8 protein-coding genes are annotated in these 12,821 nt (G+C 69.9%); 5 read left to right on the top strand and 3 right to left on the bottom strand.

Annotated elements, in window-relative coordinates; all coding sequences use genetic code 11:
• Window positions 1-6: 6 nt before the first annotated feature.
• Window positions 7-1,752 (top strand): hypothetical protein, encoded by a 1,746-nt coding sequence (locus tag ACLJPX_RS38935; RefSeq protein WP_410605270.1) that lies wholly within the window; start codon window positions 7-9, stop codon window positions 1,750-1,752.
• Here the strand turns inward: ACLJPX_RS38935 and ACLJPX_RS38930 are convergent.
• The gene (locus ACLJPX_RS38930; RefSeq protein ID WP_410605269.1) at window positions 1,746-2,450 is read right to left on the bottom strand and encodes a class I SAM-dependent methyltransferase; all 705 of its coding nucleotides are present in this window, start codon (window positions 2,448-2,450) and stop codon (window positions 1,746-1,748) included. The genes ACLJPX_RS38935 and ACLJPX_RS38930 overlap by 7 nt on opposite strands.
• Before the next feature lie 39 nt (window positions 2,451-2,489).
• On the opposite strand from ACLJPX_RS38930, the gene ACLJPX_RS38925 reads away from it, so the two are divergent.
• A complete protein-coding gene (locus ACLJPX_RS38925; protein WP_410605268.1) occupies window positions 2,490-6,425 on the top strand; it encodes an alpha-(1->3)-arabinofuranosyltransferase in 3,936 nt (1,311 codons plus the stop codon).
• Window positions 6,426-6,577: 152 nt separating this feature from the next.
• Window positions 6,578-7,486, top strand: coding sequence for a hypothetical protein (locus tag ACLJPX_RS38920; protein ID WP_410605267.1), 909 nt, complete (start codon window positions 6,578-6,580; stop codon window positions 7,484-7,486).
• A gap of 1 nt (window position 7,487) precedes the next feature.
• Here the strand turns inward: ACLJPX_RS38920 and ACLJPX_RS38915 are convergent, their stop codons facing one another.
• Window positions 7,488-8,687: a lipopolysaccharide biosynthesis protein gene (locus ACLJPX_RS38915; protein WP_101608695.1), complete on the bottom strand. Its 1,200-nt coding sequence runs from the start codon at window positions 8,685-8,687 to the stop codon at window positions 7,488-7,490.
• A 69-nt stretch (window positions 8,688-8,756) separates the two neighbouring features.
• Between ACLJPX_RS38915 and ACLJPX_RS38910 the strand changes: the two genes are divergently transcribed.
• Window positions 8,757-10,448: a hypothetical protein gene (locus ACLJPX_RS38910; RefSeq protein ID WP_410605266.1), complete on the top strand. Its 1,692-nt coding sequence runs from the start codon at window positions 8,757-8,759 to the stop codon at window positions 10,446-10,448.
• A 3-nt stretch (window positions 10,449-10,451) separates the two neighbouring features.
• Window positions 10,452-10,631: a hypothetical protein gene (locus ACLJPX_RS38905; RefSeq protein ID WP_101608693.1), complete on the top strand. Its 180-nt coding sequence runs from the start codon at window positions 10,452-10,454 to the stop codon at window positions 10,629-10,631.
• 925 nt (window positions 10,632-11,556) lie between these two features.
• Here the strand turns inward: ACLJPX_RS38905 and ACLJPX_RS38900 are convergent.
• The gene (locus tag ACLJPX_RS38900) at window positions 11,557-12,789 is read right to left on the bottom strand and encodes a glycosyltransferase family 4 protein (protein ID WP_101613281.1); all 1,233 of its coding nucleotides are present in this window, start codon (window positions 12,787-12,789) and stop codon (window positions 11,557-11,559) included.
• Window positions 12,790-12,821: the final 32 nt, after the last annotated feature.

The following is a 12,821-nucleotide window of genomic DNA, read 5'->3' as shown; positions in this document are numbered from 1 at the left end:
AAAGACGTGGTTGTCCGGGGGAAGAGACCTTCGCCGGTCACGATCGCCGCGATCGTCGCCGGCGTGATCCCGTTCGTTCTGCACGCGTGGGCCGCGCTGCGCGGCAGTCTCGCGCAAGACGACTTCGTCATCACCTATCACGCCGCGCAGGCAGGCCCCTTCGACTTCGGCTACTTCTTCCAGGACTACCACGGCCATCTCGCGCCGGGCGGGTTCCTGCTCGCCGATCTGCTGACCGCCTGGGCGCCGCTGAACTTCGCCGTGCTGATGGCGCCGGTCCTGGCGATGCAGGCGGCGGCTTCGGTGCTGTTGTGGACGGTCCTGGTGCGCTGTTTCGGGCGCCGCTGGGGGATTCTCGTCCCGTTCACGATGTTCACGACGTCGACCCTGCTGCTCGTCCCGACGTTGTGGTGGGCGTACGCCATCCAGATCGCGCCCGTGCTGCTGGCCGCCACGGCCGCCCTGCACGCGCACGTGCGGTATCTCGCCGACGGCGGACGCTGGGCGATCGCCACCGTGGCCTGGACGGTCTTCGGGCTCGCCTTCTACGAAAAGGCGGTGTTCATCCCGCTGCTGGTCGCCGGGATCACCGTGCTGCTCGGGGTTTCCCTGCGCCGTCACGTCGTGCTCTGGGGCGTTCTCGCCGCCGTGCTCGCCGGCTACGCGGCCGTTTTCTTGACGCTGACCACGAGCCAGGTCGGGCAGGGCGGCGGTCCGGTCACCGTCGGCACGGTCGCGGACATGACGGGCCGGATGCTCGGCGACACCCTGGTGCCGGGGCTGGCGGGCGGGCCGTGGTCAGGACCCGGACCCGGTGCGACGTTCGCCGCTTCCCCTGTCGTGGTGCGGATTCTGCTGCTGCTCGTCGCGGTCGCCGTACTGGTCGCCGGGATCCGCACGGGCGGGCTCCGGGCGCGGAAGGCGTGGCTGCTGCTGGGCCTGGTGTTCGTGGCGGACATCGGGCTTTCGGCGGCCACCCGGCTCACCGAGGTCGGCCCCGAACTGGGCAGCGACCCCCGTTATGTCGCGGATCTCGCGCTCGTGGCCGTGCTGTGCCTCGCTTTCGCCTTCCTGGAGCCGAAACCGTTCGACCGGCTTTCCGATCCCGTGCCATCGCGGGCGAAACGCCCGCTCGCCCTGGTGTTGAGTCTCGCCTTGATCGCGAGTTCCGCCGTGGGTTTCTCCCGGCTGGCACCGGGATTGCGCTTCGAGCACTCCCGGGACTTCCTCGCCAACGCGCGGGCTTCGATCGAACGGAACCCCGATCTCGTTCTGTACGACACGGCGGTGCCGAACGACGTCCTGCACGGCTGGTTCGGCGAGAACGCCCGCACGTCCCGGGTGGCGGGCCTGATCCCGGGCGTCCGGTTCGATCAGCCGACCAGCCGGATGTCCCTTTTGGACGACTCGGGGACCGCGAGGACGATCACCGGCGTGGAATCGATTTCCCGCGGTCTTCCCGGTCCGGTGGCGGGCTGCGGGTACACCGTGGGCGAAAGCCTGGTCCGGGTTCCGCTGGACACGCCCGTTCTCGGCCGCTACCTGCTGCGGATCGACTACTTCACCTCGGATGGCGGTGAAGGTGTCGTCGATCGTGACGGGGCGCGCGTGCCGGTGTGGTTCCAGCCCGGCCTGCACACGATGTACCTGCCGATCGAGGGCCTGTTCGACAAGGTCGGTTTCCAGTTGTCGGCCAAGGGCGCACCCGTCTGCCTCGCGAAGGTCGACATCGGCAGACCGCTCACTCAGTAAGGGTCGTACGGGCTGTCGTGGCCGAAGATCTTCGCCACGGGATTCAAGCGCAGCCGCAGCAGGATCTTGATCCCGACGTTGCGCGCGAACCACGGCAACTGGGCGAGTACGCGCAGCCTGTCCTTGGCCGACGGCGGGGTGAGCCGGAACCGGGCCAGCGACGTCGCGCGGTCGAGGTAGGTGTACCGCCGTCCGAAGAGGACTTTCGCGATCGTGCCCAGGGTGACGCCGATCGAGGAAAAGCAGTCGTGGACCAGGATTTCCCCACCGTCGATCAAGTTCGTCGACCAGCGAAGGTCGTCGGTGTAGGTCCAGTAGTCGTGTTTGCCGTCGATGTAGAGCAACTGGATCGGGCGGTCCCAGCGCGGCCGGAGTTTCGTGCTGTACTCGGCCACGAGTTCGACGACGTCCTCGACGCCCGCCGTCCTCAGGTTCGCCTCGAACCGTTGGCGTGTCGGCGATCCGCCGAAGAGCCGTCCGTCGACGAAGGGGTCGACAGCGACCACCGTGGCGCCGACCGTACGGGCCGCCATGGCGAGGACGATCGTCGAACGGCCTTGGTGGCTGCCGATTTCGACGATGAGGTCGCCCTTGTCCAGGCGGCATGCCGCGTTCCACAAGGCAAGGCCCTGATCCCGCGTCATCCAGCCTTTGACGGGTTCGGCGAGCGACCACGCTTCTTCGAAACCGTCTGTCATAGGCGCATAGTAGCCACGTTTCCGCCTAGTATCTACCGGATGGTAACCGGCGCGATCGTGAAGAAGCCGAGCACGTGGATCGTGCTGGCGCTGACCGTGCTGTCCTTTGTGCAGCGTCCGGGCAGGACGACGTTCGACACCAAACTCGACCTCGCCGTGGATCCGCTGGCCTTCCTCGGCCGGGCGCTGCACCTGTGGAATCCCCAGGCGACGGCGGGGGAACTGCAGAACCAGGCGTACGGCTACCTGTTCCCCATGGGGCCGTTCTTCGCGGTGTGCCAGGCCGTCGGGATGCCGGTGTGGATCGCGCAGCGGTTGTGGTGCGCGCTCCTGCTCTCGGTCGCGTTCGGGGGCGCCCTCCTGGTGGCCCGCGCGCTCAAGATCGGGAACGAACGGACTCGGCTGATCGGAGCAGTCGGGTACGCCCTCGCGCCGCGGATGGTCACCGAAATCGGCTCGCTGTCGTCGGAAATGCTGCCCGCCGTCCTGCTGCCGTGGGTGCTGCTGCCGCTGATCCTCGCCGATCGCATCGGTTCGCCACGCCGTGCCGCCGGGCTGTCCGCGCTCGCCGTGCTGTGCATGGGCGGGATCAACGGCGCGATGGTCGTGATGGCGCTCGTGCTGCCGGGACTGTGGCTGCTGACCCGGAAATGGCGGAGCACGCACGTCGAACTCGTCATCTGGTGGTTCGTCTTCGTCGCGGGCGTGGCGCTGTGGTGGATCCTGCCGCTGGTGCTGCTCGGCCAGTACAGCCTGCCGTTCCTGGACTACATCGAATCCGCGACGAACACGACGGCGCCGATGTCGCTGTACGAGGTGCTGCGCGGGACGAACCAATGGGTCGCCTACGTCGTGCAGGGCACGCCGTGGTGGCCGTCGGGCTGGGCGCTGATCGACAATCCCGTGCTGATGGCTGCCACCGGGCTGGTGGCGGCGGTCGGCCTGTTCGGGCTCGCGCGGCGTGGCCTGCCCGAACGGCGGTTCCTGGTACTCGGCGTCCTGACCGGCCTGACGCTGCTGACCGTCGGCTATGTCGGGACGCTCGACAGCCCGCTGGCCGAACCCGTGCGGCATCTGCTCGACGGCCCGCTCGCGCCGCTGCGCAACGTGCACAAGTTCGAACCGGTGCTGCGGCTGCCGCTGATGCTGGCGTTCGTATACGGCATCACGAGTGCCGCGCCATCGCTGCGGCGGAATCTGCGGCCGGCGCTCGGTGCGTTACTGGTCGTGGTGATGGCCGCGCCGGTCTGGCTGCTGACGCTGCGGCCGGGGCCGGGCTGGGACGAGGTGCCGGGCCATTGGTACGACGCGATGGGCTACGTCGCCAAGGCCGATCCGAACGCGCGGACGCTGCTGCTGCCCGCGACCGGATTCGGCGAGTACGACTGGGGCCGCACCGTGGACGAACCGGCGCAGGCCATCGCGGACAGTCCGTGGGCCGTGCGCAACCAGGTCCCGCTCGGGTCGGAGGGCAACACCCGGCTGATGGACTCGATCGACGCGGCTTTGGCCGGCGGCAGAGGGGATCCCGGGCTCGCCGCCCTGCTCGCGCGGTCGGGCTACCGGTTCTTGCTGTTGCGAGGGGACATCGACCGCGCCAAGGTGGGCGCCCCCGACTTCGCGACGTTGCGCTCCGGACTGGCGGGATCGCCGGGGATCGGGAAAGCGGCCGAGTTCGGGCCACTGGAGATCTACGAGGTGAAACGGCCGGTGCCGCTCGTCACCGCGACGTCCGTGAAAGATGTTCCAACGGTGAGCGGCGGCCCGGAGAACCTGCTGCCGCTGATGAACTCCGGGCAGCTCGATCCCGGCACGCCGACGGTGCTGACCGGGGACGGCGGTTCGCCGTCCGGGCGGCGGCTGGTCACCGACGGGCTGCGCCGGGCCGAACGCAACGTCGGCGGGGTGCGGGACAACCTGAGCCAGACGCTGACCGCCGGGGAATCGCCGAGACAGCAACGGGCCGCGCTGGACGTCCTGCCGTTCCCGGGGGAGCAGCATCAGACCGTGGCCGCGTACCGGGGGATCCGGTCGGTCAGCGCGTCGACCGCGGCGTCGTTCGCGGACGCTTTCGGCGGTTCGGATCCGAGTCACCAGCCGTTCGCCGCGCTGGACGGGGATCCGCGGACCGCTTGGCATTCCTCGACCTTCACCGGTCCGATCGGGCAGTGGCTCGAAGTCGAACTGGACACGCCGAGGCTGGTGAACACGGTCGATCTCGCGATGGTCGACGACATCCGCGTCGGCTGGCCGCCGACCAGGATCCGGGTCACCACGGACAACGGTTCCGTCGATCACCAGGTCATCCGGGGCGAAGGGGCGCACACCTACGGGGCGCCGGCGGGCGTGACGCGCAAGGTGCGGATCACGCTGCTGTCGCTCGTGGTCGGCAGGCAGGACGGCAACGTCGGCATCTCGGAGCTCAAGATCCCCGGCGCGGAACCGCAACGCGCGCTCGAGGTCCCCGCCGACCTTCCCGAGGGCACGGCGCCGGGCTTCGCTTTCACCCGGGGCCAGCAGCCGAGGTACGCGTGCGTGGCGGACAACGGGCACGTTCGTTGTGATGCCAACGCGGGCCGCGACGGTGAAGAACCGGACGGGATCCGGCGGCTGTTCTCGACGTCGTCCCAGAGCGCGTACGAGTTCGGCGGCACCGTGCTGCCCGCCGGTGGCGGCCGGTTCCCGGTGGACCTGCCGGGCGTGCGGGTGTCGGCGACCTCGCAACTGGGCGGGGATCCGTCGGCGGGCGCTTTCGCCGCCGCGGACGGGAACCCCGCGACCGCGTGGCTGCCCGACGTCACCGACCTGCGGCCGACGTTGACCCTGGACTGGGCCAAGGCACAGACGATCTCCGGAATCCGCGTCGCCGTCGATCCGGGCGGGACCGCGAGAGCGCCCGCACGGCTGGAGCTGACGACGCCGACGACGAGCCGTTCCGTCGAACTCGACGCTTCCGGCGCGGCGACGTTCCCGCCCCTGGAGACCTCGCAGCTGAAGATCGCTTTCGCCGGTCTCGACGACGACCAGCGGACCCGGAACTCGCTGGGAATCGGGAGCCTGTCCCTGACCGGCGCCGAACTTCCCGCTCCGGCCGCGGAATTCACCGTGCCGTGCGGATCGGGCCCGAACGTCCGCCTGAACGGCTTCGACTACGACACGTCCGTGCGCGGCACACTCGCCGATTTCGCCGCGCACCGGCCACTGACGCTTTCCGCCTGCCCCGACTCCCAGGGCGGCGTCGACCTGGCGGCGGGCGGACACGAACTCCGGACCGACCGGTCCGAGTCCTTCGTGGTCCAGGACCTGTGGCTCAAACCCGCCGGGCAGGCGGTCCCGCCCGTTGTCCACCGTGCCGTGTCCGTGGACTCGTGGGACGCGACGTCCAGGACGGTGACCGTCGCGGGCGGCGACGAGTCCATTTTGGCCGTTCCGGAGAACGCCAACGCGGGCTGGATTGCTTCCCTGAACGGGACTCCGCTGGTGAAGACGCGCGTCGACGGCTGGCAACAGGCGTGGATCCTGCCTGCCGGATCCGGCGGTGTCGTCCAACTCGAGTTCACCCCGGACTGGAAATACCGCTCCGGTCTGCTGATCGGCGCCGTCGCGATCCTGGCGGTGTTGATCGGCGTCCTGTGGCCGGTCCGGCGGCGCCCCGTGTCCACAGTGGCCGGATCCGGGCGGGTGGTCCCGGTGGTGCTCATCGGCCTGCTGGCCGTGCTCGGCGGGATGCTGCCGATCGTCCTGCTGATCGCCGTCCTGCTGGCACGCCAGTTCACCGACCGCGCGCCGCGCTATCTCGCTTTCGGCGGGATGGCCGTGGGAACGCTCGTCGCGGTGGTGGGGCGGCTGCTGGGGCACGGTCAGGAGTGGGCCTACGGTCCGGTGACGCAGGCTTCGCTGCTACTGGCCGCGGCGGCGATGGTGGCGATGTGTTTGCCTTGGTTCGAGGGGCGCGAGGCGGAGCGCGATGGGTAGGGGGGCCGTGTGGAAATAGAGACGTTGAGTGTCCCTATTTCCACACAGCCGGGCTTCAGCGGACCTGTCACGACTCGTAGCCCCCGGTTCTTGTCGGTGCCCCGGCTCAAGCTGGACGGGTGCGAAGAGGGAAGTGGGCTCAGCACCCACTGTTGACGAATGGCCCGGCCGTTGTCGGCGTCAAGCGGCTCGAAGAACTGGGCGTGCCCAGAAGGACGATCTGGCGCCGATGTGAGAGCGGCGGTGTCTGGCGGATGCTGCTGCCTGGTGTGGTGCTACTCGGAACCGGCGAGCCGTCCGGTGACCAGGGCATCGAGGCTGCCCTGCTTCATGGTCGTGATGGTTCGGTACTCACCGGTGTCCACGCGCTCAGGCGCTATGGCCTGCGCAACCTTCCGCTCACCGGCGAGGTCCAGGTTCTCGTCCCGGCCGAACGCGCGATCGCCAGTACCGGGTTCGTCCACATCGAACGGACGCGACGACTACCCTCACCGCTGATCAGGTCCGGTGTCCCTACCGCTCCGGTCTCCCGCGCGGTGATCGACGCGGCGCGCCGGACGGTGGATCAGGACGTGGTCGTGGCGATGGCCGCCGAAGCCGTGCAGCGACGGTTCTGTCTACCGTTGGCGCTGGCCGAGGAACTCGACCAGCAGCACCGCGCCGAAACACGGGCCTTGTTGTCGGGGTTGGAGCCGATTCTGCGCGGCGCGCATTCTGTCGCCGAGGCCGACGCGTGGAGTCTGTGGGCGCGTTCAGGGCTGCCCGAGTTCCAGTGGAATGTGAAGGTCTTCGATGCGGCGGGCCGGTTCGTGGCGAAGCCGGACGGCTGGTGCGACAGGGTCGGGTTCGCCTGGGAGGTCGATTCCCGCGGCTATCACTCCGAGGGCGACCACTTCCGTGCCACTCTCGCGCGGAACGCTCGCTATGCCGCAGCCGGGATCGTCGTCCTTCAGACGTTGCCGTCCCGGCTCCGGTCCGAACCGGACGCGGTTTTGGCCGAGCTCCACGCGGCGTTCAGGAGTGCCCAAAGACGTCCACGTCCCGATGTGCGCGTCCGGTGAGTCAAGCGCGGCGCGACCGCCACTCCAGCACAGCGCCGGAAAGCGCCAAAGCCCCCGCACAGCAAGCAGCGACGGTCACCACCTGAGTGGCCGACGAGTGCAGCCAGGTCGTCACCAGCACCGTCTCCACCAGCACGGTCGCCCACATCAGCACGGTCACCCGGCGGTCACCGGCGGCGAGGCGGGAGAACAGGAGGATCTGCACCAGCGCGAGCATCGAGCCGGCGAGGGCGAACGGCCAGACCGGCATGGTGCTGGCGGCGTAGCCGGGGCCGCCGATGAAGGACAGCAGGCGCGGGCCGGCGACGAGAGAGACAAGGAGGACGAGGGCGTCGAGGGCGGCGCAGACGGCCAGGGCGGCGGGCAGGATGCGGCGCCGGTCGTCGCCGTTCGCGAACCGGGGGAGCACGAGGACACCGACGGCTTGGGGGAGCCAGTAGGCGATTTTCGTGACGATCGCGCCGAGCGCGTATTCGCCCGCCTCGCTCGCGGGGAGGGTGTGGCGCGCCAGGACCAGGTCGAGGTTCACCAGCAGGACCAGCGCCAGCATCGCCTGAGCCGCGTGCAGGACGTCGCCCGCGTGCCAGCCCGCTTTCCGCGGTCGCTGCCGTCCACAGAGGAGCCAGCCGCAGAAGATCACCAGGTACGAGCCGATCGCGGTCCCGGCCAGCGCGCCGGTGGCGTCGCCGCCGATCACGAGGCCGATCAGCGATCCGCCGACCTTGCCCGCGCCTTCGAGCGCCATGAGCCCGGCCAGCCGTGCGAACCGGCCGCTGCCTTGCAACAGACCATGGAAGAGGCCGAGCAGGGTCAGCGGGCCGAGGGTGACGGCGAGCAGCAGCGCGGGCACCACGGAATCCAGGTGCAGCACGAAGACCAGTACCGGCGCCAGGATCAGGCCGATCGCCGCGACGATCGCGCTCGTCGTGAGGCCGAGTGCCAGGAGTGTTCCCGTGTCCTGAGGCTTGCGCGCGACGCGCAGCGCGACGACGGTCTGCAGGCCCATCGCGGGGACGACGCCGATCACCAGCACCGCCAGCAGCGAACTCAGCTCACCGAAAGCGCTCGGAGCGAGCAGCCGGGCGGCGACGATGCTCAGCGCGTAGGCGCCGGCGTTGTTGGCCGCCAGCGCGAGGGAGACGAGGATCGCCGCGACACGCTTGTCGGTCCTGGCCTGATCGACCTCGACGTCTACGCTCAAAGGCGTTCTCCTATTACCGGCGAGTAATCAAGGGACCATAACCGCGATCGAGGCGGAAAGGAAAGGCCGTTGGGCGCACGTGGCGAACGTTCGGTCCTGGCCGCGGTGTCGGCGGGGCTGGCGTTGCTGGTGTTCCTGCCGGTGCTCGGACGCGGCTTCGTCCTGAGCTACGACATGGTGTTCGCCCAGCGTCAGTCGCTCGTCCCGGACGCGCTCGGGCTCGGTTCCGCGCTGCCGCGTTCGGTGCCCGCCGACGCCGTGATCGCGCTCGTGACCGCGGTGGTTCCCGGCGACATCGTCCAGAAGATCGTGCTGTTCCTCGCACTCTTCGGAGCGGCATACGGCGCAGCGCGGCTGGTGCCGACGGAGCGGCTCGGTACGCGGATCGTCGCCGCCACCGGCTACGCGTGGACGGCCTATTTCGCGGAGCGGTTGTTCATCGGGCACTGGCCGCTCCTGCTCACCTACGCCTGCCTCCCGTGGATCGTGCGCGCCGCGCTTTCCCTGCGCGACAGCGAGCCGAGGGCACTCGCGCGGCTGGTGCTGGCTTGCGCCCCCGCGGTGCTCACCCCGCCGGGCGGGATCTTGGCCGCGCTCACCGCGATCGTCGTGGCCGGACCGCGAAAACTCGGCCACACCATCGGTCTCGCCGTCGTGCTCAATCTTCCGTGGCTCGTGCCCACGCTCCTGCATGAAGGCGGTTCGCTGTCCGACCCCGCCGGGGTGGCCGCGTTCAGCGCCCGCGCGGAAAGCTGGGGCCCGGCGATCCTGAGCGTGCTCGGGCTCGGCGGCATCTGGAACGGCGACGTCGTCCCCGGGAGCCGGGGTGCGCCGATGGCCCCGGTGCTGATCCTCGTCACGGTCGCCGTGGCACTGGCGGGACTGCGTCCTCTGGCGCGAAGGTGGGGGACACCGCCGGCAAGAGCGTTGCTGGTGCTGGGAGTTCTCGGTGTCGTGCTCGCCGCGCTGGCGACACTGCCGTTCGGCGAACCCGTGCTGTCCTGGGCGATGGGGCACGTTCCCGGCGCGGGACTGCTGCGGGACGCGCAGAAATGGGTGGCCTGGTGGGCACTTCCCGTCGCGCTCGGATTCGCGCTCGCGGTGGAGGCCGCCGCTTCCCGGCTGCGGACCGGCGCGGCGCGCGTGGCGCTCGTCGTGGCCGCCGCGCTCTTCCCCCTGCTCACCATGCCTGATCTCGCTTGGGGCGGCTGGGGGAAACTCGAAGCGGTGCGGTACCCGGAGGACTGGAACGCGGTTCACCGGGTGCTCGCGGAAGACGACAGGCCCGGCGACGTCTTTGCGCTGCCGCTGTCCACGTTCCGCAGGTTCGCTTGGAACGACCATCGGACACAGCTGGACCCGGCGCCGAGGGCATTGCCCGAAACCGTCCTCGCCGACGACACCTTGCGGGTCGGCGGCGAGGAGATCTCCGGCGAGGATTCCAGAATGGACCGTGTCCGCGCCGCGAAGTCGCCCGAAGACCTGGCGGCGGCGGGAATCGGCTGGATCCTGGTCGAACACGGGACGCCGGGGCGCGTCGACCCGCGGTTGCTCACCGGCGCGGAACCGGTGTGGTCCGGTGACTGGCTCACGCTTTACCGCACTCCCGGTGTGCCCGTCGTGACCGAGACGAGAACACCGATCCCCGTGGTGCTGGCAAACGGAGTAGCGCTGCTTTCGATCGCCGCCGCACTGTTGTGCCTTAAGTTACCGGTGCGTACATTGAGCCGACGCAGGAATTCCCTGCTGCGGAAGGAGTAGGTCTTGGGCACCCTCATCGGCGCGGCCGCCGCCGTCATCATCGGGCTCGCAACGGCCGCGGGCGGGAGTTACGCGCTGACGAACTCCGCCGATCCGGACGCCGCACCCCAGGTGCAGGCGAAGATCAAGGAGCAGTTCAACCCGAACACGGGCCCTGAGAACGTCATTTACGGCAACCGCTGAGCCGGTGTCCCAGCTCGCCTCCGACCACGCGCAGCGCGTCGTCGGGCTCTACGGCGACCCCACCGTTTCCTGGAGCATCCTCCTGGAAGCGAAGCTGTCTTCGGTACTGACGCCGGAAAAAGCGCGGATGCGGCTGGCGGTCGCGGTCGAGGAGCGGCCCTGGCTCGGGGCCGCTCCCGACATCGACGCCGTTCCCGGCGAAGAACTCCCGGTGATCCGGGATCGTTTCGCCGAGGCACCGTACGAGCGCGGTGCGCCGCTGCTCCGCGTCGCTGTCGGCACCGACGAACCCGTCGTGCTGATCGCCGCGCATCACGGCGCGCTCGACGGCCTCGGCCTGCTCGCCGTCCTCGGACTCGCCCTCGACGTCCCGATCTCGTCCGCCGCCAAGGGAATCGGCGCGCGGACGGCGGATCGGTCATTCCTCACCTCGGCCGTCCAGAGGGTCGCTGAAGCGGTTTTCGCGCCTCCGGCGAGGATTACCCCGGAAAGGGCCGAAAGTGGCCCAGGGGACGTGTTCAGGGCCAGGATCCTCCCTCGCGCACGGCTCGGGTCCTCGGCTTTCGCGGCGGCGGCCGCCGACCTGACCGAGACGTGGAACGCCCGGCACGGCGAGAAAACCGCCAGGGTGGTGGCCGCGGTCGGAGCGTCATGGCGAGGCGGCGCCGCGCCGGAACCCGAGCACGACAGTGCCTTCTTCCGCTTGCGGCTCGGCAAGAAGCCGGTCGCGGCCGAAGTGGGCGCGCTGCTGGGCGCGCAGTCGCCGGAACCCGATTTTCCCGCCCGCAGCAGCAGGATCGCCCGGCTGGGCACCCGGCTGCTGGCGAGCAGGCTCGGCTCGACCTACCTGGTTTCCAACCTCGGCATCGTTTCGGCGGCCGACGCGGTCACCTCGATCGCGTTCTACCCGGCGGCCAGCGGCCGCTCAGGCGTGGCGTTCGGCGCGGCGACCGTCGGGGACACGAGCACCGTCACCGTGCGCGCACGCCGCAAGGACTTCGACGACGCCGCCACGGCCGGGCTGGCCGACGGGATCGTCGAAGCCTTGCGGCGTCAGGACCCTGGGATGGGGGATGGCCACCCCGGCCACGTCGCGCACGAGTGATTCGAAGCGGTTCACGCTGTGTTCCCAGTCGAACAGGCCGGCCCAGGTGACGCCCGCCTTGCCCATCTCGTTCCGGCGTGCCCGGTCGGCGAGCAGTCCGTCCACCTTCGCGGTGAAGTCGCCGAAGTCGTCGGCCAGCAGCCCGGTCTTGCCCTCCACGATGGATTCGGCCACCCCGCCCGCCGCCCGGTAGGCCACCGACGGCACGCCGTGCGCGGCGGCCTCCATGATGACGATGCCCCAGCCCTCCTTGACCGACGGGCACAGGTGCAGCCAGGACCGTTCCAGGATCTCGTGTTTCGCGGCCTCGTCCACCCAGCCGTGCAGCCGCACGCGATCCTCGACACCGCGGTCACGGGCGTGCTCGCGCAGGACCTCTTCCCACGGCCCCTGTCCGACGACTTCGAGCCGCAGCGTCGGCCAGCGCCGCGCCAGTTCCGCGACGACGTCGATCGCGTGCTCGATCCGCTTGTGCGGCACCAGCCTGCTGACCGCGACCAGCGTCGGTTCCTTCTCCCGGACGGCCTTGCCGCGCGGGGGAGCGTCCAAACCGTTGGGCACCACGGTGACCCGGGATCCTTCGATGCCGAGGCCCGCGAGTTCGCCCTTGGTGATCTCGGAAACCGTGACGTAGCGGCAGTGCCGGAACAGCCACGGCGCGAGCCGGGACTCGATCCACCAGCCGATCCGGCCCACTGTCTCGCCGAGCGCGCTGATCCACTGTTCCTTGTGGACGTGGTGCACGAGCACGAGGACCGGGCAGCCCGCCACCAGCCTGGCGAAGAACGGCATCCCGTTCTGGACGTCGACCACGAGGTCCGCGTGCGCCTTCCGGATCGCCCGCAGCGCGTGGAGGTAGACGCCGAACTTGTTGCCACGGCGGCGATAGCGGACGCCGTCGCGCCACTCCCCGGCGTTCGCGCCCGGATAGGCCGCGCACTGGATCTCCACCCGGTATCCGGCCTTGGCGAGTCCCTCGGCCATCCGCTCGACGTACCTTTCGGAGCCGCCGCCTTCCGGATGGCCGGTGTCGCGCCAGTTGACGAGCAGCACACGTGGCCGTTCCATCGTGGTTCTCCCAACCT

The organism is Amycolatopsis sp. lyj-90 (assembly GCF_046549035.1).
Taxonomy (GTDB): Bacteria; Actinomycetota; Actinomycetes; order Mycobacteriales; family Pseudonocardiaceae; genus Amycolatopsis.
This window is presented reverse-complemented; position numbering and strand designations above follow the sequence as displayed.